At 63.1% G+C, this 23,556-nt stretch carries 19 protein-coding genes and 1 pseudogene; 11 read left to right on the forward strand and 9 right to left on the reverse strand.

Annotated features, from left to right (window positions below; genetic code table 11):
• Positions 1-586: 586 nt before the first annotated feature.
• The gene (locus tag ACIQWO_RS00425; RefSeq protein ID WP_402817736.1) at positions 587-1,846 is read left to right on the forward strand and encodes an MFS transporter; all 1,260 of its coding nucleotides are present in this window, start codon (positions 587-589) and stop codon (positions 1,844-1,846) included.
• 81 nt (positions 1,847-1,927) lie between these two features.
• Here ACIQWO_RS00425 and ACIQWO_RS00430 read toward each other — a convergent pair whose 3' ends face one another.
• Positions 1,928-2,686, reverse strand: coding sequence for a 2-keto-4-pentenoate hydratase (locus ACIQWO_RS00430; protein WP_402817739.1), 759 nt, complete (start codon positions 2,684-2,686; stop codon positions 1,928-1,930).
• Positions 2,687-2,995: 309 nt separating this feature from the next.
• On the opposite strand from ACIQWO_RS00430, the gene ACIQWO_RS00435 reads away from it, so the two are divergent.
• Positions 2,996-3,715, forward strand: a complete 720-nt coding sequence (locus ACIQWO_RS00435) for a GntR family transcriptional regulator (RefSeq protein WP_402817742.1) — start codon at positions 2,996-2,998, stop codon at positions 3,713-3,715.
• 7 nt (positions 3,716-3,722) lie between these two features.
• Here the strand turns inward: ACIQWO_RS00435 and ACIQWO_RS00440 are convergent, their stop codons facing one another.
• A complete protein-coding gene (locus tag ACIQWO_RS00440) occupies positions 3,723-4,397 on the reverse strand; it encodes a GntR family transcriptional regulator (protein WP_402817745.1) in 675 nt (224 codons plus the stop codon).
• Between the two features lie 211 nt (positions 4,398-4,608).
• Between ACIQWO_RS00440 and ACIQWO_RS00445 the strand changes: the two genes are divergently transcribed.
• The 3 genes from ACIQWO_RS00445 to ACIQWO_RS00455 all read left to right on the forward strand — a co-directional run bounded on the left by ACIQWO_RS00445 (position 4,609) and on the right by ACIQWO_RS00455 (position 8,901).
• Positions 4,609-5,388 carry an enoyl-CoA hydratase/isomerase family protein gene (locus ACIQWO_RS00445; RefSeq protein ID WP_402817748.1) on the forward strand — a complete coding sequence of 260 codons (780 nt, stop codon included), beginning with the start codon at positions 4,609-4,611 and terminating at the stop codon, positions 5,386-5,388.
• 1 nt (position 5,389) lies between these two features.
• Complete coding sequence (locus tag ACIQWO_RS00450; RefSeq protein WP_402817751.1) at positions 5,390-6,637, forward strand: CaiB/BaiF CoA transferase family protein; 1,248 nt, start codon at positions 5,390-5,392, stop codon at positions 6,635-6,637.
• A 386-nt stretch (positions 6,638-7,023) separates the two neighbouring features.
• A complete protein-coding gene (locus ACIQWO_RS00455) occupies positions 7,024-8,901 on the forward strand; it encodes a glycoside hydrolase family 15 protein (RefSeq protein ID WP_402817754.1) in 1,878 nt (625 codons plus the stop codon).
• 4 nt (positions 8,902-8,905) lie between these two features.
• Here ACIQWO_RS00455 and ACIQWO_RS00460 read toward each other — a convergent pair whose 3' ends face one another.
• Entirely contained in the window at positions 8,906-9,541 is a 636-nt protein-coding gene (locus tag ACIQWO_RS00460; RefSeq protein WP_402817757.1) for an aminotransferase class I/II-fold pyridoxal phosphate-dependent enzyme, read from the reverse strand.
• Between the two features lie 565 nt (positions 9,542-10,106).
• A pseudogene (locus ACIQWO_RS00465) lies at positions 10,107-10,343 on the reverse strand (GntR family transcriptional regulator); the annotation flags it as partial.
• A 24-nt stretch (positions 10,344-10,367) separates the two neighbouring features.
• Between ACIQWO_RS00465 and ACIQWO_RS00470 the strand changes: the two are divergent.
• The 3 genes from ACIQWO_RS00470 to mdtD all read left to right on the forward strand — a co-directional run bounded on the left by ACIQWO_RS00470 (position 10,368) and on the right by mdtD (position 13,456).
• The gene (locus tag ACIQWO_RS00470; protein ID WP_402817760.1) at positions 10,368-11,147 is read left to right on the forward strand and encodes a sulfite exporter TauE/SafE family protein; all 780 of its coding nucleotides are present in this window, start codon (positions 10,368-10,370) and stop codon (positions 11,145-11,147) included.
• Positions 11,148-11,272: 125 nt separating this feature from the next.
• Positions 11,273-11,827: a hypothetical protein gene (locus tag ACIQWO_RS00475; protein ID WP_402817763.1), complete on the forward strand. Its 555-nt coding sequence runs from the start codon at positions 11,273-11,275 to the stop codon at positions 11,825-11,827.
• Positions 11,828-11,962: 135 nt separating this feature from the next.
• On the forward strand, positions 11,963-13,456 hold the full coding sequence (gene mdtD, locus ACIQWO_RS00480; RefSeq protein ID WP_402821733.1) for a multidrug transporter subunit MdtD: 1,494 nt from the start codon (positions 11,963-11,965) through the stop codon (positions 13,454-13,456).
• Between the two features lie 43 nt (positions 13,457-13,499).
• Here the strand turns inward: mdtD and ACIQWO_RS00485 are convergent, their stop codons facing one another.
• Positions 13,500-14,759 carry an ABC transporter substrate-binding protein gene (locus ACIQWO_RS00485; protein ID WP_402817766.1) on the reverse strand — a complete coding sequence of 420 codons (1,260 nt, stop codon included), beginning with the start codon at positions 14,757-14,759 and terminating at the stop codon, positions 13,500-13,502.
• A 235-nt stretch (positions 14,760-14,994) separates the two neighbouring features.
• Here ACIQWO_RS00485 and ACIQWO_RS00490 point away from each other — a divergent pair, with 235 nt between their 5' ends.
• Positions 14,995-15,612: a LysE family translocator gene (locus ACIQWO_RS00490; protein WP_402817769.1), complete on the forward strand. Its 618-nt coding sequence runs from the start codon at positions 14,995-14,997 to the stop codon at positions 15,610-15,612.
• Between the two features lie 30 nt (positions 15,613-15,642).
• On the opposite strand, the gene ACIQWO_RS00495 is transcribed toward ACIQWO_RS00490, so the two are convergent.
• The 4 genes from ACIQWO_RS00495 to ACIQWO_RS00510 are packed head-to-tail and all read right to left on the reverse strand — an operon-like array spanning position 15,643 to position 19,310.
• Positions 15,643-16,338 (reverse strand): membrane integrity-associated transporter subunit PqiC, encoded by a 696-nt coding sequence (locus tag ACIQWO_RS00495; RefSeq protein WP_402817772.1) that lies wholly within the window; start codon positions 16,336-16,338, stop codon positions 15,643-15,645.
• A gap of 14 nt (positions 16,339-16,352) precedes the next feature.
• Positions 16,353-18,017, reverse strand: a complete 1,665-nt coding sequence (locus ACIQWO_RS00500; RefSeq protein WP_402817775.1) for an intermembrane transport protein PqiB — start codon at positions 18,015-18,017, stop codon at positions 16,353-16,355.
• A complete protein-coding gene (locus tag ACIQWO_RS00505) occupies positions 18,010-18,654 on the reverse strand; it encodes a paraquat-inducible protein A (protein WP_402817778.1) in 645 nt (214 codons plus the stop codon). Before ACIQWO_RS00505 ends, ACIQWO_RS00500 begins: the two co-directional genes overlap by 8 nt.
• Positions 18,651-19,310 carry a paraquat-inducible protein A gene (locus tag ACIQWO_RS00510; RefSeq protein ID WP_402817781.1) on the reverse strand — a complete coding sequence of 220 codons (660 nt, stop codon included), beginning with the start codon at positions 19,308-19,310 and terminating at the stop codon, positions 18,651-18,653. The genes ACIQWO_RS00505 and ACIQWO_RS00510 overlap by 4 nt, the downstream gene beginning before the upstream one ends.
• A 216-nt stretch (positions 19,311-19,526) precedes the next feature.
• Between ACIQWO_RS00510 and fdnG the strand changes: the two genes are divergently transcribed.
• Together fdnG and fdxH are read left to right on the forward strand one after the other, a co-directional pair.
• Positions 19,527-22,595, forward strand: a complete 3,069-nt coding sequence (gene fdnG / locus ACIQWO_RS00515) for a formate dehydrogenase-N subunit alpha (protein WP_150739038.1) — start codon at positions 19,527-19,529, stop codon at positions 22,593-22,595.
• Between the two features lie 9 nt (positions 22,596-22,604).
• Complete coding sequence (gene fdxH / locus ACIQWO_RS00520; RefSeq protein ID WP_046291355.1) at positions 22,605-23,555, forward strand: formate dehydrogenase subunit beta; 951 nt, start codon at positions 22,605-22,607, stop codon at positions 23,553-23,555.
• Position 23,556: the final 1 nt, after the last annotated feature.

Below are 23,556 nucleotides of genomic sequence, written 5' to 3' on the forward strand. Positions count from 1 at the left end.
CGTTTGCCTGCGGGTGCCGCCGTCTGATCGCCTCCGTCGAAAACTCCATATCGATCAAGTGCTTGGCACGTTGTCTCCGTTCGTTGTCCACAGCCTTGTGAACAAAAACGGTGGATAAGTCATGCGCGGTCGTGCGCCCGCTAACGAATGCACGCCTCGTCTTCTCACGACGTGGGAGGTCGCCTTGTCAGCGCTGCCTCGTCCGCCGACAGTAGTGGAGTCGCCTGCCCGAACGTCACCGAAATGCCATCGACGCGTGGTCCACTGACCGCGAGGCATTCACTGGATCGGTGAACGAAGCATCCGGGCGTCGATTTCCCCTGCTGGCTGCCGCCCGCATACTTGACCGGTGTGGCGCGGCGGCCAGCTTTTTTCGCCGTCGCCTTGACGGTGCGCGCGCGCCCCCATTGAGCGGGGTTCGCGACGACGTTGCCGAAAGTGCACTGTGCTGTCACATAGAGTGCGTTAGAATTCTCAACATCGATTGCGAGATCCGCAACGCCGGACGCTCGTCGACCGCATCGAAACGTTCATTACGGCCTGGCAGTGTTCTCTGCTCGGACATTCCCGCACTTCTTCAATTCCCATGACTTCTGAAATCGCGAAGCCGCGCACGGGCTTTTGGCCTGCGCGCGCTGCAACGATGGCATTGCTGTTTTGCAGTGGATTCCTGTATGCGACGTGGGGCGTGCATGTGCCCACCGTCAAGGCGATGTTCGACCTGAATGACGCGAGCCTGTCGGTGGCGATGTTCGCCGTGGCGGGCGGCGCCATCGTCACGATGTCGCGCATGGCCCGCTGGGTTGGACGCGCCGGTAGCCAGCGCGCGAGCTTGCATTCCGGCATTGCGCTGGCCCTCACGAGCGCGTTCATTCTGTCGATGCCCAGCTACTGGGGGCTTGTAGGTTGGCTGGCGCTCTACGGCGCGGCGAACGCGACGTACGACGTTGCCGTCAATGCGCAGGCCGCAACGCTCGAAGCGCGTTATCGCAAGCCGATCATGGCGTCGCTGCACGGCTGTTTCAGTCTCGGTGGCATGTCGGGCGCGCTCGTCGGTGGCGCGTGGCTCGCGCATCACGGCTCGCCGCAGTGGCATATCGGACTGGCGGCGCTCGGCTGCGCAGTGGTGATCGTCGTCGGCGCGCGCTTCATGCAACGAGACATGATGCCGGGTGAGGCGCCGGTGACGCAGGCAAACACGGGCGAGTCAGGTGGCGCGGCACACAAGCACACGCCGCCGCCCGCGCTGGACGAGGCGTCGCGTCGCAAGCTGCATCGCAAACTGACGGGCTTCGGCATCCTCGCGTTCCTCGGCTTGGTGGTAGAGGGCGCAATGTACGACTGGACGGCCGTGTACATGCGCGAGGTGGTCCTGGCGCAGGGCGCGTGGATCGGCGCGGGCTATGCGGCGTTTTCCGTCGGCATGGCCGCCGGTCGCTTCGGCGGTGATCCCGTGCGTGCACGTATGGGCGGCGCGCGTTTGCTGCGCGTGAGCAGTTTGCTGTGTGTCGGTGGGGTGTTACTCGCGCTGTTCTGGCGCGAACCGGCGGCAGTTGTGGCGGGCTTTGCGCTCGCTGGGCTCGGTTTGTCGAACGTGATGCCGGTGATGTTTGCGGCGTCGGGCGAAGTGGCGCGCGGTGCCGGAATGGCCAGCGCGGAAGCGATTGCCGTCATGGCGAAGCTCGCTTATCTCGGGCTGCTGATCGGCCCGGTGCTGATCGGTGCCATCGCACACGGCATCAGCCTGCCGTTCGCACTCGGCGCGGGGCTGCTGTGCATTGTGCCTATCGCGTTGCTCGCGCCGAAGATGCTGGCCGGTGTGGACGGACGCACCGCGCGACACTGAGTCAGGCGCCTCGCATTGCTTCTACTGGCGAGGCGGTACGTTGCGAAGCATCGACGCTTCGCAACGCGCTGCCGATACTAGTTACTTCAACGTCACGGCGACTTCGCCCACGCCGTCGATCACGCCGCGCAGCTCACCCGGACCGGTGGCGGGAATCATGCCGACGTACGAACCGCAGGTCACGATCGCGCCCGCGCGCATCGTGATGCCGCGCTTGCCGTTGTGATTGACGAGCCACGTGAGGAGCGTGCGCGGGTCGCCGCCCGTGTTGAAGACCTTGGCGGGCGTGATGTCGCGACCGTCGAGCGAGAAGACAGCCTTCGGGCGCGAGTAATCGAAACGTGCCTCGTATCCGCGACCGCTGCCGATCACGAGCGCCCCGTTGTTCTGAAGATCGGCCAGCGCATAGCGACTATCGAGACCTTTCTCCGCGAAACGGCTGTCCGTGATTTCGATGGTGGCAAGCATGTCGTCCACGTACATCATGGCTTCGCGTTCGTCATAGCGACCCGGCTTGATGTCGCGCGACAGGCGGAAGGCGATTTCCAGTTCGAGCCCGGGGCGGAAGAAGTCGTTCAGTGCCAGCGCACCGCCAGCGTTGCTGACCACCGACGCCGGAATCGGCGCGCAATTGGGCAGGTCCATCGGGGCTTTCGCGCCGACTTTCCATGCCGCAATCGTATCGCCGAGCAGATCGAGGGTGCGCAGTTGCACTGCGTACGCGGCGTTGGCGTCGACCGGCAGCAGCGCCGCGGCAGGCGATTCGATGGGCGTGTCGCCACGACGCGTGTCGGCGAGCAGGCGAGCCAGCGACTCGACGGCGGGTTGGGTCTCGAACATCTTGCAAATCTCCAGAGGGAAGGGCGCGGCGTCAGTGGATGGCCGACGACCGTTATCCACATCGTATCCAAAATCAGAGCGATGTTGCGGTGCGGCGCAAACATGTCGCGTACTCAGTGAAAACACCACATAACGTAGTCAAAACTGCATCGATCTGCGAGAATCGGGCTTCGTAATATTTCGTAATATTTCATCGCAAACCGAAATATTTCGTGTGACGAGACTTCGGTCGGGTATGCCGTCGTCCGCGAAGGTGCTTTGCAGGCAGTCGCTGTCTTTCTTCCTAAAACGAATGACCAGGGCAAGCTTATGCACTCCGTGACCTTGAACGCCGTACGCGACCCCGCGATTCATCCGCCAGACACGGGCGGGAGTCAACCCATCAGCCGTCAGGCGCTGCATCTTGCCGTGATGGACAGGCTGCGCAAGATGATCACCGAGGGCGTTCTGCCGCCCGGCTCCCATCTGAACGAGCGCGCGCTGTGCGAGCAGTTGGGGGTGTCGCGCACGCCGTTGCGCGAGGCGCTGAAGATGCTTGCCGTCGAGCGTCTGATCGATCTGCTGCCGAATCGCGGGGCGCGCGTCGTGACGTTGTCCGCGAGCGATATTTCCGATGCCTTCGAACTCCTGAGCGGTCTGGAAGCACTGGCCGGTGAGCTGGCATGCCAGCGCATCACGCAAGCTGAGATCGACGAGATTCAGGAGCTTCATAGTGCGATGGACGCCTGTCATGCCAATGGCGATCTGCCGGGTTATTTCGATTGCAACCAGCGCATTCACGACCGCATCAACGCGGCGGCGCGCAATCCGGCCCTCACGCAGATGTATCAGTCGGTCAATCACCGGCTTCAGGCGCTCCGCTTTCGCTCCAACCTGCACGCAGGGAAATGGGATCGCGCTATCGAAGAGCACGTCGAGATACTGCATGCCTTGCGTCAACGCGACGGCGCCGCGCTCGGCCGACTGCTGCGCGCACATCTGATGGCGAAGTGCGCGGCGGTACTTGCCAATAAGCGCGTAGCTGCCTGATCTACTATCACGCGGCGCGACTCATGCTCACGAGCCCTTCGTTGAGCATGGCCGCCACATAGGCGTCCGTCTTGCTGCGCAAGTGCGCTTCCATCAATGGGCGCAGCCGCTTTCCATCGCGTCGGCGCAGCAACGCCAGCATCTCCGCATGCTCGTGCACGGCCTGACGCCACCGTTCGGGCGTCGGTGTCAGACGCTCCCGTACATGGCGCAAGCGCGCGTTGAGATTGTGGAAGTACTCGGCCAGCGGTCCGTTGTCAGCCATGCGCAGAATGCTGAGGTGGATCTGCTGATTGAGCGCGAAGTAGGCGGCGTGATCGGTGCGTGCGTATGCTGACTCCATCTCGTCCTGTAGCCGGGCGAGTTCGTCGAGATCCGCCTCCGAGGCTTTCTCGCAAGCCTGCTCTCCGGAGAGTCCTTCCAACACTGCCATCACCGCCAGCAGGTTCACGACTTCGTCGACGCTCACTCGCGCCACACGCGCCCGCCGCGTCTCTGAGATTTCCACCAGCCCTTCGTTGGCCAGCCGCTTGAGCGCCTCGCGCAGCGGCGTGCGCGACACCGCGAGTTCATCGCATAGCGCGCGCTCGGACAGCGGTGCGCCAGGGCGCAGGTCGCCGCGCACGATGCGCGCCTTGAGGGCGTCATACGCGGCGACGTTCAGCGAAGCGGTGGTGCTCATGTGCGGGAGGGGGTGAAATTGGAATGCCAATTTTGATGGTGATGGCCAAAGGCGTCAATCGGCAATCGCCTGATTTTCAACGTTAACCCTGATTTATTCGATTGATGCTTGTCAATCGACGGTGTCTGCTTCTATCGTTAACGAAAAATTGGTATACCAAAAATCGTTATCCGCCGACGTCACACACCTGTCGGCGACTCCAGGAGGCAATGTGACATCGACCGTTCTGACCGAGCGACACGGCGCGATTGCGCTGGTTACGCTCAACCGTCCCGAAAAGCTCAATGCATTGACCAAGCCGATGTGGCAGGCGTTGGGCGACACGATTCTGACGCTGTCCGAGTCGCCCGACGTGCGCTGCATCGTGTTGCGCGGTGCTGGTGAAAAGGCCTTTGCGCCGGGCAACGACATTGCCGAGTTCGAGACCGATCGCGCCAACGTGGAGCAGGCGCGAACGTACGGCGCGCTCATGCATCGCACACTCGATGCGCTGACGAACTGCCCGGTGCCGCTCGTCGCCATGATTCATGGCATCTGCGTGGGGGGCGGCATGGAGATTGCGGCGTCGTGCGACATCCGCATTTGCGGCGAGTCGAGCCGCTTCGGCGCACCGATCAACAAACTCGGTCTGGTGATGGCACACGCGGAGCTGTCCGGCCTCGTGCGCTTGCTCGGCCCGACCAAGGCGCTGGAGATTCTGCTCGAAGGCCGCATCTTCGACGCGCAGGAAGCACTGCGCATTGGCGCTGTCACGCGTGTGGTGGCGGATAGCGACGTCACCCGCGAAGCACTCGCAACGGCCGATCGCGTTGCCGCCGGTGCGCCGCTCGTCGCGCGTTGGCACAAGCGCTTCGTGCGTGAGCTGATGAGCGGCAAGCCCCTCACGCCCGCGCAGATCGACGAAGGGTTCGCGTGCTTCGGCACCGCCGATTTTCAGGCGGGCTATCGTGCGTTCCTTGCGAAGACGATGCCGGTATTCGAGGGCCGCTGAGATGACCGATACGAAAGCAGACACGGCAAAAAAGGGTGGGCCGTTACAGGGCGTCAAGGTGATCGAGTTGTCGCACATCATGTCCGGCCCGGTGTGCGGGATGATGCTCGCGGACATGGGCGCCGACGTCATCAAGGTCGAGAAGATGGAAGGCGACGATGCGCGGCGTTTCGCGCCGATCCTCTCGCATGGCGAGTCGGCGTCGTTCATGATGCTCAACCGCAACAAGCGCGGCATCGCGCTCAATCTCAAGACCGAGGGCGGCAAGGCCGTGTTGCGCAAGATGCTCGCGAGTGCCGACGTCGTCACCGAGAACTATCGCAAGGGCACGATGGAAAAGCTGGGCCTCGGCTATGAAACGTTGCGCGAAGCCAACCCGGGGCTGATCTACTGCTCCATCTCGGGCTACGGACGCACGGGGCCTCATGCGGACAAAGGCGGATTCGATCTGATCGCGCAGGGCCTGTCGGGGTTGATGAGCGTGACGGGCGAACCGGGGCAAGCGCCCATCAAGGCCGGTTCGCCGATTGCCGACATCAACGCGGGCATTCTGGCGGCGCTCGGCATCTCGGCCGCTTACGCGCACCGGTTGCGCACCGGGCAGGGGCAGATCGTGGACACATCGCTGCTCGAAGCGGGTTTTCAGCAGATGTACTGGGCCGCCGCGAACTTCTTTGCCAGCGGCGAGAATCCGCCGAAGTTCGGCTCCGCCAATCCGACGAGCACGCCGTATCAGGCGTTTCGCACGCAGGACGGCTGGATCAACATCGGTGCCGCGAATCAGGCCAATTACGAACGTCTGCTGCACGTGCTCGACGCGCCGGAAATTTCCAGTGATCCGCGCTTCGCTACCAATGCGGGACGCACCTCCCATCGCGACGAACTCGTCGAGCGCCTCACCGCCTATCTGATGCGCGATACGACGCAACGCTGGGTAGAGCGACTCGACGCGGTCGGTCTGCCGGTCGGGCCGGTGCTGCCGATTTCCGAGGCCGTGTCGCATCCGCAGATCGTGGCGCGCGAGATGGTGGTGGAAACGCAGCATCCGCTCGATGGCCCCACGCGCAGCATCGGCCTGCCAATTCGATTCTCGGAGACGCCTAAGTGCACGGGCGGTCCTGCTCCGCGTCTGGGTGAGCACACTTCCGAGGTGTTGGCCGAATATGGCTTCGATGCCGCGTACGTTCGCGACCTGATCGCGCAAGGAGCGGTGCATGCGCTGGAAGAGGGCGCTACGGTGACGGCATGATGTATGTCTTGCTGCCGCAGTGCGGATTCTCCGCGAGTTGACTCGCGAAACGTCACCGAGCCGTAATTTCAGCGAACTTCCCTTCCGGTCGCCGGTCGGTTTTTGAACTGGCCGGCGATAGCTTCATTTCTCGACGACGCGCGCGAAGTGGAGGCGGTCGCCAGTCCCTATCAATCCGATCCGACGCAACGTCGTAAGGAGGGAAGGCATGACCCCTGGCAGAATCCCCGGCAATTCGCTCATTGCATCGCCCGAACGGTGGTCCTGCGTCCGCGAGACGCGTACCATTGAGCCTCATACGCTTGCGCTCCCCCGGTCACTGGCGACGACGTCGCGCACCGTGACGGCATCGGGGGCGTTGGTCCTCTCCTGTTCGCGAGGTGAGCATGCCGGCACGTATTGAAGACTACGCAATGATTGGCGACTGCCGAAGCGCCGCGCTGGTGGCGCGCGACGGCTCCATCGACTGGCTCTGCTGGCCATACTTCGATTCCCCGGCGTGCTTCGCCGCATTGCTCGGCGGCCCCGAGCATGGCCGCTGGCGAATCGCCCCCGAAGATCCGCACGCCACATCCACACGCCGTTATCACGACGACACGCTGATTCTCGAGACCCGTTTCGAGACGGTGGAAGGTTGCGTCGCCGTGATCGACTTCATGCCGTTGCGCGATGGCGCGGCGGATCTTGTGCGTCTGGTGAAAGGCGTGCACGGCACCGTGACGATGTCGATGGAACTGATCCTGCGCTTCGATTACGGCGCATCGGTGCCGTGGTCGCGTCCGCTCGATGCCGACGACCCGACTGGCCCCGGCATGCGCCTTATCGCCGGTCCGGACAAGGTCGTGATGCGCACGCCCGTCGAGATTCAGGATGTACCGGGCAGCCTGCGCGCACGCTTCGAGGTGAAGGCTGGCGAGACGGTGCCGTTCGTGCTGTCGCGCGTGCCCTCGCATCACGCCGATCCCCGCGAGATCGATCCGCTCGCAGCACTTACCGATACCGAACGCTACTGGCGCACCTGGGCCAATCGTTGCCAACTGGACGGGCGATGGTCGTCGGCGATTCGTCGCTCCCTCATCGTGCTCAAGGCACTCACGTTCGTGCCGACGGGCGGCGTGGTCGCGGCGCCCACGACATCGCTGCCGGAGCAATTGGGCGGCGAGCGTAACTGGGACTATCGCTATTGCTGGCTGCGCGACGCCACGCTCACGTTACAGGCGCTTATGCTCGGGGGCTATTACACCGAGGCGAACGACTGGAGTCACTGGCTCGTGCGTGCGGTGGCCGGTGCGCCGTCGCAAGTGCAGATCATGTATGGCTTGTCCGGCGAGCGACGTCTGCCTGAGTGGGAAGTCGACTGGTTGCCGGGCTACGAAGGCGCGAAGCCGGTGAGAGTCGGTAACGGTGCGGTGGGCCAGTTGCAGTTGGACGTCTACGGTGAAGTGATGGACGCGCTGCATCAGTCCCGTCTCGGCGGATTGCCGCCGGTCGACGCCACCTGGGAGGTGCAGACGAAGCTCGTCGCGCATCTCGAAACCGTGTGGCGCGAGCCGGACGAGGGCATTTGGGAAGTGCGTGGTGGCCGTCAGCACTTCACGTATTCGAAGGTGATGGCGTGGGTCGCGTTCGATCGCGCGATCAAGTCCGCCGAGCGTTTCGGTTTGCCGGGGCCGGTGGATCACTGGCGTCGATTGTGCAAGGAGATTCACGCAGACGTCTGCGCCAACGGGTTCGACAAGCAGCGCAACGCGTTCATGCAGGCATACGGCTCGTCGGAGATGGATGCGAGCGTGCTGATGATTCCGCTCGTGGGGTTCTTGCCTCCGGACGATCCGCGCGTAATCGGCACTATCGAGGCCGTCGAGCGCGAGTTGATGCGCGACGGGCTGGTGCAGCGCTACCGCACGAGCCGCGTCGACGACGGGTTGCCAGCGGGCGAGGGCGCGTTCCTCGCGTGCAGCTTCTGGATGGTCGATTGCCTCGTGATGATCGGCCGTCATCGCGATGCCCGGGCGTTGTTCGAGCGCTTGCTGTCGTTGCGCAACGACGTCGGTCTGCTGGCCGAGGAGTACGACACGACGCATGAGCGTCAGGTCGGCAACTTCCCGCAGGCGTTCTCGCATATCGCGCTCGTGCATGCGGCGATTCGTCTCGATGCGCTTGCCGATGACGACCGGGCTGTCGACGCCGATGCACAAGAGACCGACGACGAAGCGCGTTACGAGCACGTGGGCTATCGCGCGGATAAGGCGGTCAGAGCCTGACGCCTTATTCGGTCAGATCGAAATCATCTTCCTTCGCGTTCAGAATGTCGGCGAGCATGCGCAATCCTGTATCGAGCAATTCGATGGACGGTCCGGCCAGCGCCAGTCGCACGGCGTTGGGCGCATGACCGTGTGAGACGGCAAACGTGGTCGACGGCGTCAGCCCGATGTCATGTCGGGCGGCCGCGGCCACCAGCGCCTGCGAGCGCCAGTGCGCGGGCAGCGTCAGCCAGAGGTGGTAGCTCTTGCCGCTGGTACGCACATCGAATCCCGAGAGGCATGCGGCAGCGATTTGCTGGCGTGCGCGTGCGTCGCTGCGTTTGAGCTGCACGAGCGTATCGATGGTGCCGTCGCTCATCATGCGTTGCGCGGCGGCGAAAGCGTAGCCCGACGCTGTCCATCCCCCTGAGCGCACGGCGGCCATCACGCTATCCCGGAGCCTCGGTGGCGTCACCAGAAATCCCAGATTGAGCCCAGGTGCAACCTTCTTCGACAGACTGTCGACCACGATGCAATGATCGGGCGCATCTGCCGCGAGCGGCGTTGCGTCGTCGAGAAAACCGTAGACGTTGTCTTCGATCACCGTGATGTTCAGTCTTTCTACGATGCGCAGCAGCTCGGCACGTCGCACCGGAGGCATCGGTCATCCCCAGCGGACTTTGTATCGACGGCTGAAGGTAGATCGCCGAGAGATTGCCTTCCCGGTGGGCGCGCTGAATCGCCTCGGGGCGCACGCCGGACCCATCCATCGCCAGCGGCACCAATGCGATGCCCAGTCGCGCCGCAATGCCTTTGATAAACGGGTAGGTCAGCATCTCGACGCCGCATCGCCCGCCCGGCGGCACGACGGCGGTGAGTGCTGCGGCGATGCTTTGCCGTCCTGCACCGGTGAAGACGAGTTGCTCCGGGGAGGGCGTCCACGGTCCTGCCGCGAGAAACGCCGCCGCCGTGTTGCGCACGGCAAGCGAGCCACCACTGGTCGCCGGGCGCAGTGCCAGTTCGAGATCCACCGGCCGTTCCAGCCCCGCAAGACTCTTCGCGATCAGTGCCGATTGTTCCGGGAGGATCGGGAAATTGAATTCCAGATCGATGCGAACGCCACGCGGCTCGCCAGGTGCCGCGACGCCGCGCTTCGCCTCTCCCGACACAAACGTTCCCCGTCCGACCTCACCGACGACCAGCCCGCGCCGGAGCAATTCGGCGTAGACGCGGCTTGCTGTCGATGCCGCAATGCCGTGCAGATCGGCAAAGTCGCGCTGAGGCGGGAGCCGGTCGCCGGGCTTGAGCGCACCCTGCGCAATGTCCGTCGCAATCCGGTCGGCAAGCGTCAGATATTCGGCCTTCGTCATATATTGCACCGAGAGCAATGTTTCAATTGCACCGACTCTAACATCGGAGCATTCTGATTGCACCTGATCCCGGCGATGACCTTCACGCCGCATGTTTGATCGCTTTGGAGAGGCTCCGTGTCTGTACTGCCATTCGTCCCTGAACTGACGCTTGCCACCATCGTTGTGGCATTCGTCGCCGTGTTCCTGATTTCCTTCATGAAGGGGGCGTTCGGCGGCGGCTTCTCCATCGTCGGCATTCCGTTGCTGTCGTTTGTCATGGACCCGGTGAGCGCGGGTGGTCTGCTCGCACCGTTGTTCATCGCGATGGATCTGTTTGCGCTGCGCTACTGGAAGCCGTCAACGTGGTCGCGCCCCGACCTTGCGCGGCTGGTGCCCGGATTGCTCGCGGGGATTGCAATGGGCTACTTGCTCTTCCGGGTACTCGACCATCGCGCCATCTCCATCGTCATGGCGCTGATCACGTTGGCGTTCGTGGGGTTGTGGTTGATCTCGGGCGCGAAGCAGGGGGTGCGCGAACGGTCGACACCGAAGGCGATTACGGCGGGCGTGGCGTCCGGGGTGACGACGATGGTTGCGCACTCAGGCGGACCGCCGCTGGCGATGTATCTGCTGCCTCTCGGTTTGAGCAAGGAGGTGTATGCCGGGACCACCAGCCTGTTCTTCACCGTCGGCAATGCGACGAAAGCGGTGCCGTGGCTTCTGCTGGTGCGTCCGACGGGACCGGTATGGGCACTCATGGGGATTTGTCTGTTCGCCATTCCTGCGGGTGTGTTCTCGGGCTGGCGTCTACACGCGCGTCTGGATCAACGCCAGATTTACCGCGCTTGCTACGGACTGCTAGTTGTCACGGCGATCAAGCTGCTGTGGGACGGCATCTCCGGCTATCTTGTCTGAATCGCATTGCGGCGGTGCGAGGTAGGGGGAATGTAGGGAATTAAAGGATTTCGTGAAATATGCCGTAATACTTTCGAATCCTTACTTTCTCTCATTTTCTCATTCCACGGAGACCCCCTCGCTCCATGACGATCATTATTCCGACCAAGGGCAACGCGACGTCCAGCATGCTCGAGATCTGGCAGTCGCATATCCAGCAACAGCAGGCGGACAAGGCGCAGGCGGCGGCCAAGACGGCAGCTGCTACGGGCACTGTCAATCAGGCGGCCTCGACGAAGTCGGCCGGTGCCGACGACGCGGCCAAGCCGACGCAGTCCAACACTGACACCACCACCGATGCCACTGAAAGCAACGGCGTGAACAAGTTGGGCGACAAGACGCTGGTGGACTTGCGCTCGGCGAATCAAAGCGCCAAGCAGCAAGGGCAGGCAATCACCGAGACCGACGGCGCCGGTTCCGGTAACGAAATCGTTGCGCAGACCATCAAGAAGCTCAAGGAAATGCTCGCGAAGGTGATGAAGCAGTTGGATGCCGTGCGCACCAACGACCGTCTCCCGCCGGAAGACAAGCTTCAGCAAATGACGCTCCTGTCCTCGCAGGCGATGTCGATTCAGGCCCAGATTCTTGCACTGATGGGACCGGCCAAGCCCACCGGCAACAACGTCAACACGACCGCCTGACGCCGGGATCGCCCCCATCGTCCGACGCATCGCTGTGCATCTTTCTCACCGCAGTGATGCGCCGGACGGATCGATTGCTGCAAAACATGCAACGATCCGCGTGCCCGAAGCGCGCTAAAATTCTGCTCTCGCTTAATTCATCCCCGAGGCCCGGCTGACGGCTGCGCCTCGTCCCCGTGCCGCATGAAGCAAGACAAGACGCTCACCGCCCTGCTATGGATCGTCGCGGCGGGCTTTTTCATGCAGGCGCTCGATACGACCATCGTCAATACGGCGCTGCCCGCCATGGCTGCGAGCCTTGGCGAGAACCCGCTGCGTATGCAGCCGGTGGTTGTTTCCTACTCGCTCACGATGGCCATGCTGACGCCCGCGTCGGGATGGCTGGCCGACCGCTTCGGCACGCGACGCGTGTACTTCGTGGCGATCCTGCTGTTCGTGCTCGGCTCGATTGCCTGTGCGATGGCGCACACGCTGCCGCAACTCGTGGTCGCGCGGGTGCTGCAAGGCGCGGGCGGTTCGATGCTGCTGCCCATCGGACGTCTTGCTGTGCTGCGGACGTTCCCTGCGGGCGAGTATCTGGCGGCGCTCGCCTTCGTCTCGATTGCGGGGCAGGTCGGTCCGATGATCGGCCCGGTGCTGGGCGGCTGGCTGGTGCAGGTGGCGTCGTGGCACTGGATCTTCCTCATCAACGTGCCCATCGGCCTGATCGGCAGCCTCGCCGTGCGTCATTACCTGCCGCGTCCCGCGAAGGACGAAGTCATCGATACCGGTTTCGACTGGGGTGGGTTCGCGTTGCTGTCGGTGGCGATGGTGTCGTTCACGCTCGCGTTGGATCATCCGTTCTCGGAGGCCGGATGGGTGCCGTCTGCCGTCCTCGCGCTGCTTTGCGTTGCAACGACGCTCGGCTACTGGCCTTATGCGCGCCGTCGCGCTGCGCCGTTGTTCCCGCTGGAGTTGTTCGAGACGCGCAGTTTCAGTCTCGGCTTACTGGGCAATCTCGTCGCGCGGATCGGCAGCAGTGCGGTGCCGTTCCTGCTGCCACTGCTGCTTCAGGTGGCGATGGGTTACAGCCCGCTGGCGTCCGGATTGATGATGTTGCCGGTGGCCCTCGCGGGGATCGTCGTCAAGCGTATGGTCACGCCGCTTGTGGTGCGCTTCGGTTATACGCGTTTTCTGATGGTGAATACGGCGGTCGTCGGCGGCTCGATTGCGAGCTTCGCGCTGTTCGGGCCGGGTTGGCCGATCTGGCTGGGGCTCGTGCAACTGGCGGTGTTCGGTGGGGCGAACTCAATGCAGTTCGCGGCGATGAACAGTGTGACGCTGAAGGATCTCGGCACGCGTCGCGCAAGTGCGGGCAACGGGCTGTTCTCGATGGCGCAGATGCTCGCCCTTGGGCTGGGCGTGACCATCGGCGGCCAGTTGCTGGCGCTGTTCGGTCATCTGGCGGGACAGGCGGGCGAGCTGGGCGTAGGCGGCACCGTCGCAGGCTTTCGCATGACGTTCGTGTGCGTCGGGCTGATTACGCTGGCCTCGGCGCTGGTGTTCCGTCGCGTGGAAGATCCGGCGGCGGGGCCGTCGCACGACGGTGGTCAGACGCGGGCCGCGTCGGCCACCGATCTCAAGCGCTGAGCGTCAAGCCACCCCATCACGTTGGCTGACGCTCGGTTGCCACTTACTTCTTCACCAGCGCACACTTCGAGTCGGCCAGCGGGGCGAAGGCCTTGTCGGCGGGAATCGTCTCCAGAATCTTGTACAGATCCCATTCCGACTTCGACTCGGCGGGCGTCTTCACCTGCACCAGCAGCATGTCGTGCACGAGCTTGCCGTCGGCGCGAATCTGGCCGTTGCGAATCACCGGGTCGTCGATCTTCATCGACTTGAGCTTGGCCATCACGGCGTCCGCTTCGTCGGTGCCCGCCGCCTGAACCGCCTTCAGATAGTTGAGCACCGCCGAATACACGGCGGCCTGCATCATCGTCGGCATTTTCTTGTGCTGCGCGTAGAAGCGTTGCGCGAAGGCGCGCGAGCGGTCGTCCTGATCCCAATAGAAGCCGTTCGTGAGGATCATGCCCTGCGCGTTCTTCAGGCCCATGCCGTGGATTTCGGTGATGAGCGAGAGCAGCGGCGTGAACACCTGCTTGCCGCCTTGAATGATGTTGAACTGCGAGGCCTGTTTGACGGTGTTGAGCGTGTCGGTGCCGGAATTGGCCAGCGCGATCACCTGTGCGCCGGACGTCTGGGCGCGCAGCAGATACGACGACAGGTCCGGCGAGTTCACCGGGTGCTTCACCGAGCCGACGACTTTGCCGCCCTGACGCGTCAGGATCTCGCTCGCATCTTTTTCCAGCGCCTGCCCGAACGCGTAGTCGGCAGTGATGAAGTACCACGACTTCAGGCCACGACGCAGCAACGCCTGCGAGGTCGAGTTCGCCAGCGCGTACGTGTCGTACATCCACTGCACGCTATGTGCCGTGCATTGCTCGTTGCTGATGGCGGACGACCCCGCGCCGGTCACGAGTGCGATCTTCTTCTTTTCGTCGGCGATCCGGTCGACGGCCAGCGCCACGTTCGAGAACGTGAGGTCGGTGATCATGTCCACCTTGCCCCGGTCGTACCACTCGCGGGCGATGGTCGCGCCGGTGTCGGTCTTGCCTTGCGAGTCGGCGGACACCAGTTCGATGGGCGCGCCGAGGACTTTGTGATCGTGCGAGAAGTCGTCGATGGCCATGGTGGCGGCGAGCACGCTGCCTTTGCCCGCGTTGTCGCTCGACACGCCCGAGAGGTCGGTGAGCACGCCGATCTTCACGACACCGTCGGAGATCGCGGCCGCTTGTGCCGGGGAGGGAAGGGCGATGAGGGATGCAACGGCAAACGACGCGGCGACGGCAATCGTGCGGCGCAAATGACCGCTAAGGCCGGTAATGCTGGACATGGCTTGTCTCCAATGTTCGAGTTATGACGACCCGCTGCCGCCCATCTCTGCCGGAGGACGTGTGCGGCGAGTCTCGAACATCTTAAACATCACGTAATCGATTGCGCAATCCGTAATGATCGGAATCTATGCGTAATTTTTTCTACTAAGCGCGGTCATCCGCGAATTGCCGCAGAATGCTGACTAGGCAAGCGTCTGCGCGTGTTGCGCAACTACAACCCACTTGGGGTGACAAATGGTTGATTGGTCTGCTGTTGTGACGGTCTTGGGTATCTATGTGGCCGCAGTGGTCATCCCCGGACCAAACTTCGTCGCCATCACCCACAAGGCGGTGACCGGCAGACGTGTCGACGCGCTCGCGCTCGTCGCTGGCATCGTGACGGTGAATCTGTTTTGGGCGACGTGTGCCATGCTGGGTCTCAGCGCGGTGTTCGCGGTTTTCCCGTGGCTCGCCGTCGGCGTCAAGTTGGTCGGCGCGGCCTATCTGGTCTGGTTCGGGCTGCGGCTCGTCGTGTCGGCGCGGGCGACCGCTTCGGCCGAAAGTCATTCACCGAAGGCGCCTCTGTTTCGCGGTGCGTTCCTGCAAGGTGTCGCGACCAATATTGCCAACCCGAAATCCATCGCCTTCTATGCGGCGGTGTTTTCTTCTGCGGTGCCGACCCACGTGTCCACGCCGACGTTCTTCGCCATGCTGGCGACTGTCGGTACATCGGCGACTTGCTGGTACGGGGCCGTCGCGCTCGTGCTGTCGCACGCATCGATTGCGACGGCGTATCGCCGCGCCAAGGCGTGGATCGACCTGACCTGTGGCGGGCTCATGATCGCGCTGGGCATCCGGCAGGCATTCCGTTAATCGAATGCCCGATGCCGGTTGCGATCGGGCTTAGTTCTGGCAGCGGGGCGTAGCGCCCTGTGCACTGGTGGTGATGGCGTTGCCGATGCCGTCGGCCAGACGGTCGACAAGCTTGCGCTGCGCCGCGACAACGTCTGCGATGCCCGACGCGGCGGGCTCCGTCCCCGAGAAGCGGCACGTCAGCACGATATCGCCCGGCACCTTTCGCACACTCCAGACGGCCGTGAGCGCCGCTTGTTCGCCCGGCGTCGATTCGAACCGTTGGACGGACGTCGACACGCGGTAGACCGCAAGACCGTCGGCACGGGGCAAGCCATAGACGTCCATCGCGCCCAAACGTTGCGTCAGGTCGCGAGAGATCGTCGACGTCAGCTCGGTCTTGAGCGGGGCTGCCCAGCGGGATTCCTCGAGAATATCGACGCGTCCGCCCCCCCGGGTGACGACGATCTGCGGCCGGTCGACCTGTTCGGGCACGGCCACGGGCGACACTTCCAAAGCGTACGGCGTTGCCGGAGCCGCTGCGCCAGTGGTGGCGTTGGCGGCGGCGCTGCCCGTCCCGGTGGTCGCATCCGTCAGCGTGTAGAACGTGGACGACGGCGAGGCACAGCCAGCAAGCGTCAGCACGAGGGCTGCCGCTACCGCGAGTCCTGCTTTCCCGGCGAGTACGGGCGGGGCAGAGATGTCGCCGTCCATCGGCGTTGCACGCGGGCGCGGGCTACGGGTCATGTCGGTCGGCCTCGTCATGGTTGCGGGTCCTTCGGTTTGCCGCGCAGCAACGCTTCGGGATGCTGTTGCAAGTAGTCGGCGAGGGTGTTGAGGGAGCGCAGCGTCTTCGTCAGTTCCTGCATGGCCTGACGCACGTCCTGCTGTACAGGCGCGTCTTCGGAGAGCGTGCGCTCGGCCGCACCGAAGCTCTTCTTCGCTTCACCCAGCGTGGCCTTGGCTTCCGGCGCGATCTCGCCGTCGAGCTGACGGAACAGCCCTTGTGCGCTATCCATCGTCTTGTCGAGCTTGCGCAGCGTCGAGTCCAGATTCTGTCCGATGCTGTCGAACGGAATCTTGTCGAGCTTGCTCGCGATGTCGGCGATCTGAAGCTGCAACTGGTCGAGCGTGTTAGGTACCGTCGGCATGGTCAGCACGTCGTCGACCATCTCGGCCTTGGCGGGCTTCGCGTTCGGGAAGAAGTCGAGTGCCACGTACAACTGACCGGTCAGCAGGTTGCCGGTGCGCAACTGGCCACGCAGACCGCGCTGCACGAGTGCGTCGAGAATCCTGTGACTGTTCAGTTCCGTCGGCGGCACGCTGTTCTTCGGATCGCGACGGCGCAGACGATCCGGATAGACGTCGACCGTCACCGGCATGTTGATCTGCTTGGTGGCCTGATCGAACTCCACGCCGATCGACGTCACTTCACCCAGCGTAATGCCACGGAAGTCGACCGGTGCACCCACGACCAGCCCGCGCAGCGACTGCTGGAAGCGGAACACGACCCGCACCGGATGGGTGTCGGGGGCCTTCATGGCCGTGGATTCGTCGGGGGCCAGACGGAATTCCTGCCCGGCCTTGGCCATGACGCCAGCGCCCGAGTCGCTCGGGGCCTGGAAGGCGATACCGCCGATGACCACCGACGCGAGTGACTGCGTATTGACCTGGAAGCCGCTCGAATCGAGTCGCAGATCGATGCCGCTGGCGTGCCAGAAGCGCGTATTGGACCCGACGTACTGGTCGTACGGTGCCTGCACGAACACGCGCAGCGTCACGCCCTTGCCATCCGAATCGAGCGAGTACGCTTCGACCTGACCGACCTGAATGCGCCGGTAGTAAATCGGTGAGCCGATATCGAGCGAGCCGATATCGCTCGCATGCAGCACGAACTGCTTGCCGGGTTGGCCGCTTGAGACGACCGGCGGCACTTCCAGCCCGATAAAGTGGCTCGCGGAGTCCTTCGCCTTGCCCGCATCTGCCCCGATGTAGGCCCCGGAGAGCAGCGTCGACAAGCCGGAGACACTGCCACCGGCCACGCGCGGGCGCACGACCCACCAGCGCGAATCCTTTACGGCGAAGTTCTTCGCGTTCTTGGTGAGATCGACGGTAACACGCACATGCGAGAGGTCTTCCGACAGTTCGATGCTCTTGACCGTGCCGATATCGACTTCCTTGTACTTGACCTTGGTCTTGCCCGCTTCGAGTCCCTCGGCCGTCTTGAAGTCGATGGTCACGCTCGGCCCGCGCTCGATGAGCACCTTGGCCACCAGCGACAGCCCGATCACAGCGGCGACCAGGGGAATCAGCCAGACGAGCGAGGGCGCCCAGCGCTTACGCGGTTCGATGGCCGGTGTCGGCAGATTGCCTGCTCCGGGGGGGGGCACGGCCTTCGGGTCTTGCGCGTCTTTCGGGTCAGTCATGATCGTCCTGTTCGGTATCGTCGTCGCGAATCTGATCCCAGATCAGGCGAGGGTCGAACTGCATGGAGGCCACCATCGTGAGCACGACCACGGTGCCGAAAGCCACGATGCCCGGACCGGCCTGAATCACGGCCAGCGACTGAATGTTCACGAGCGCCACCATCAGCGCGACGACGAAGACGTCGAGCATGGACCATCGTCCAATGAACTCGACCATGTGATACAGCTTGGTGCGTTGGTGCGGTTTCCAGCGAGTGCCGCGCTGCGCGGTAAAGCACAGCAGCGATAAGGCAATGAGCTTGAGCATCGGGACGAGAATGCTCGCTGTGAAGACGACGATGGCCAGATCGTACTCGCCGCTCGTCCAGAAATAGATCACGCCGCTCATGATCGTGTCGCTGGAGTTACCCAACAGCGAGCGCGTCTGCATCATGGGCAGGACATTGGCGGGAATGTACAGGATCGCCGCCGCGATCAGCAAGGCCCACGTGCGCGTGAGGCTGTCGACTTTGCGCTGATGAAGCACCGCGCCGCATCGCGGGCAACGCTCCTTTTCGACGGTTTGCACTTCGCGCGACAAACGCCCGCAGACGTGGCAGGCGACCAGTCCCGCCGCTTTGGCCGTGAGATATTTCATCGCGTCACCGTCCGGGATTCGTTGGCCTTCTGCGCCTTCAGCGCTTCTACCGCCGGATCGGGCGTGCGGTCGATCACGATCCACAGATTGCGCAGATCGTACGACAGCACCAGCGCGAGCAACACCGTCAGCGCACTGAACGCCCACAGTGCAATGCCGGGCAACACGCTCGCCATGGCCGAGAGTTTGACCAGCGAAACCAGTACGCCAAGCATGAATACTTCGATCATGCCCCAGGGGCGGCAGAACTCGATGGCGCGCATCACCTGAAAGACCGCATAGGGCCGTCGGCCGAGCGAGAGCGGCGTCACCAGGTGGATCAGCGCGAGCAGTTGCGACAGGGGAAACAGCACGGTCGTGGCGAACACGAGCAGTGCGACGAGCCACATGCCCTCGCGATACAGCGCCCAGGCGGCACCCACGAGCGTCGTCTCGGTATAGATGCCCTGCACCTCGATCTCGACGATGGGGAACGCGTTGGCGATGGCGAACACGATCAGGCACGTCAGGGTGAGCGCGAGCACGCGCGACAGACGCAGGTCGGGGGAGCGGTAAAGAACCGAGTGGCAACGCACGCAGCGAGCAGTCTCGCGCGGCGGCAGGTCCATGCGACGGTGGAGCGTATCGCAATTCGGACATGCGATCAGGTTCGTCACGTCATCTTCAGGGGGCAATGTGTCCATTACCGGGGACGGTGACCAGAGTGACGCTCAGAATACCAAACTGTCAAGGAAGTTCCCACGAAATCAGCCGTAATGGCGCTCAACGCAATATGCGGCATGGTTTGTGCTAAGTCACGGAAATCATTACTTCTTTGCTCTATACTCAACACACTCCCGCAAAGTTACCCAAAATTTGAGGAGAATTCCCCCATGCTTAATATGTCCAGGCGCCAGTTCCTCAAAGTGAGTGGCGCAACGCTGGCAGGGTCCAGCCTGGCAATGCTCGGGTTTGCGCCCGACGCGGCGCTGGCGGAAGTCCGTCAGTTCAAGCTCGCGCGAGCGACCGAGACCCGTAATACCTGTCCGTACTGTTCTGTCGCCTGCGGGTTGCTCATGTACAGCTACGGCGACGGTGCGAAGAATGCGAAGAAGAGCATCTTTCACATCGAAGGCGACCCCGACCACCCGGTCAACCGCGGCACGTTGTGCCCCAAGGGCGCCAGCCTCATCGACTTCATCCACAGCCCGAACCGTCTCACGCATCCAGAGTACCGCAAGCCGGGGTCCGACAAGTGGGAACGCATTTCGTGGGACGACGCGCTCGATCGCATCGCCAAGCTGATGAAGGCCGACCGAGATGCCAACTTCGTCGAAAAGACGGACGACGGTCTCACGGTCAACCGTTGGCTTACCACCGGCATGCTGGCCGCGTCGGCGTCGAGCAACGAAGTCGGGTACATCACGCACAAAGTCATCCGCAGTACCGGGATGCTGGGATTCGATAACCAGGCACGTGTCTGACACGGCCCGACGGTGGCAGGTCTTGCCCCGACGTTTGGCCGTGGAGCGATGACGAACCATTGGGTCGACATCAAGAACGCGGATCTGGTACTCATCATGGGCGGCAACGCAGCCGAGGCACACCCGTGCGGTTTCAAATGGGTGACCGAGGCGAAGGCGCACAACAAGGCGCGCCTGATCGTCGTCGACCCGCGCTTTAACCGTTCGGCATCGGTCGCGGACTATTACGCGCCGATCCGTACCGGCACGGACATTGCGTTCCTCGGCGGGTTGATCAACTACCTGCTCACGAACGACAAGATCCAGCACGAGTACGTCAAGAACTACACCGACTTCACCTTCCTGGTGAAAGACGAGTTCTCGTTCGAAGACGGCATTTACTCGGGCTACAACGAAGAGAAACATACCTACGACAAGTCCTCCTGGGATTACCAGAAGGGCGCGGACGGTTACGTCCTCACCGACCCGACGTTGCAACACCCGCGTACGGTGTTCCAGCTGATGAAGCAGCACTACTCGCGTTACACCATCGATATGGTGGAGCGCGTGTGCGGCACACCGGCCGACAAGGTCGAGTACATCTACAAGCAGATCGCCGAGTGCTCCACCCCGACGCGCACCATGACGATCCTGTATGCGCTCGGCTGGACGCAGCACTCGATCGGCTCGCAGATCATTCGTACCGGCGCCATGGTGCAGTTGCTGCTGGGCAATATCGGTGCGGTGGGCGGCGGCATGAACGCGCTGCGCGGTCACTCGAACATCCAGGGGCTGACCGATCTGGGGCTGATGACCGATCTGCTGCCGGGCTATATGTCGCTGCCCAAGCAGGCGGAGCAGACCGTCGAGCAATATCTGACGGCCCGCACGCAAAAGCCGCTGCGTCCGAATCAGTTGAGCTACTGGCAGAACTATCCGAAGTTCTACGTGAGCCTGATGAAGGCGTGGTGGGGCGATGCCGCCACTGCCGAGAACAACTGGGGCTACGACTATCTGCCCAAGCTCGACAAGCCGTACGACATGCTGCAAGTGCAGGAGCTGATGAGCAAGGGCAAGATGACCGGCTACATCGCGCAGGGTTTCAACCCCATCGCGGCGACACCGGCCAAGGTCAAGTGGGATAAGGCGCTCGCCCAGCTCAAGTTCCTCGTCATCATGGACCCGCTGGCGACGGAGACGTCGGAGTTCTGGCGGAATTTCGGCGAGCACAACAACGTCGACTCCAGCAAGATTCAGACGGAAGTGTTCCGTCTGCCGACGACCTGCTTCGCCGAAGAAGACGGCGCACTGGTCAACTCCGGGCGCTGGCTGCAATGGCACTGGAAGGGCGGCGAGCCGCCGGGCGAGGCGCGTACCGACATCGAAATCATGTCGGCGCTATTCCTGCGCCTTCGCGAGATGTACAAGACGGAGGGCGGCAAGTATCCCGACCCGATCGTCAATCTGTCATGGCCGTACGCCCAGCCGGAGAGCCCGTCCCCCGAAGAACTCGCCAAGGAGTACAACGGCCGTGCGCTCAAGGACATCGTCGATCCGAAGGATCCGACCAAGGTCACGCGCAAGGCAGGCGAGCAGTTGTCCGGGTTTGCGGAACTCAAGGACGATGGCAGTACTTCGTCCGGTTGCTGGATCTTCGCCGGTGCATGGACGCAGGCAGGCAACCAGATGGCGCGCCGCGATAACAGCGACCCGACCGGCATCGGTCAGACGCTGAACTGGGCGTGGGCGTGGCCCGCGAACCGTCGCATCTTGTACAACCGTGCGTCGTCCGACCTCGCGGGCAAGCCGTTCAACCCGAAGCGCAAACTGGTCTATTGGAACGGTAAGGCGTGGACCGGTGCCGACGTGCCCGACTTCAAGGTCGACGAGGATCCGGCCGGTGGCATGAGTCCGTTCATCATGAACCCCGAGGGCGTGGCGCGTTTCTTCGCCAAGGGGGCGATGGCAGAGGGCCCGTTCCCCGAGCATTACGAGCCGTTCGAGACGCCGCTGGGCTACAACCCGTTCCATCCGAAGCAACCCAAGGCGACTCGAAACCCGGGTGCCCGAGTGTTCCCGGACGATCTGGCGACGATGGGGACGGCCGAGCACTTCCCGCACGTGGCAACGACTTATCGCCTGACCGAGCATTTCCACTACTGGACCAAGCACGCGTTGCTGAACTCGATCATCCAGCCCGAGCAGTTCGTCGAAATCGGCGAAGCGCTTGCGAAGGAAGTCGGGGTGGTGGCGGGCGACATGGTCAAGGTGTCGTCCAACCGGGGCTACATCAAGGCCAAGGCGGTCGTCACGAAGCGCCTGCGTGCGCTGAAGATCGACGGCAAGACGGTTCACCATGTGGGGATTCCGATTCACTGGGGCTTCAAGGGGTTGACCAAGCCCGGGTTCCTCGCGAATACGCTCACGCCGATTGTGGGCGACGCGAATTCGCAGACACCCGAGGTGAAGTCGTTCCTCGTGAAGGTCGAGAAGGCATAAGGAGGCGCCATGGCATTGCAATCACTGGATATCAAACGGCGCTCGGCAACGACCTTGCCGTCGCCCTCGGTGCGTGAAGCGCACACGGGCGATGTCGCCAAACTCATCGACGTCTCGAAGTGCATCGGCTGCAAGGCCTGCCAGACGGCGTGCATGGAGTGGAACGACCTGCGCGACGAAGTCGGGACCAACGTCGGCGTGTACGACAACCCGGCCGACCTGACGGCGGACTCGTGGACGCTCATGCGTTTCACCGAGTACGAGAACCCGAAGGGCGACCTCGAATGGCTCATCCGCAAGGATGGCTGTATGCACTGCGAGGACCCGGGCTGCCTGAAGGCGTGCCCGTCGCCGGGTGCGATCGTGCAGTACGCGAACGGCATCGTCGACTTCCACGAAGAGGCCTGCATCGGTTGCGGGTACTGCATTACCGGGTGCCCGTTCAACATCCCGCGCATCTCGCAGAAGGATCACAAGGCATACAAGTGCACGCTTTGCTCCGATCGCGTGTCGGTGGGTCTTGAGCCAGCCTGCGTGAAAACGTGCCCGACGGGCGCGATCATGTTCGGCACCAAGGACGCCATGAAGGATCAGGCGGCCGAGCGCATCGAAGACCTGAAGTCGCGGGGCTTCGACAATGCCGGGCTGTACGACCCGGCGGGCGTGGGCGGCACGCACGTGATGTATGTGCTGCATCATGCCGACAAGCCGTCGCTGTATCACGGTCTGCCGGACAACCCGCGCATCAGTCCGATGGTGACGTTCTGGAAGGGCATCGCCAAACCGCTGGGCGTGGCAGCGATGGCGCTCACGGCGATTGCCGGTTTCTTCCACTACATCAAGACCGGTCCGAACGAAACGACCGAGGAAGATGAAGAGGAAGCGCGCCGGTACGATGCCTCCCGCAAGGGAGACGGTCCCGACGGCCAGAAGGGCGTTGTCACGCACGAGGAGGTCTGAC

The sequence above is a fragment of the Pandoraea sp. NPDC090278 genome, assembly GCF_044772185.1.
Lineage (GTDB): Bacteria > Pseudomonadota > Gammaproteobacteria > Burkholderiales > Burkholderiaceae > Pandoraea.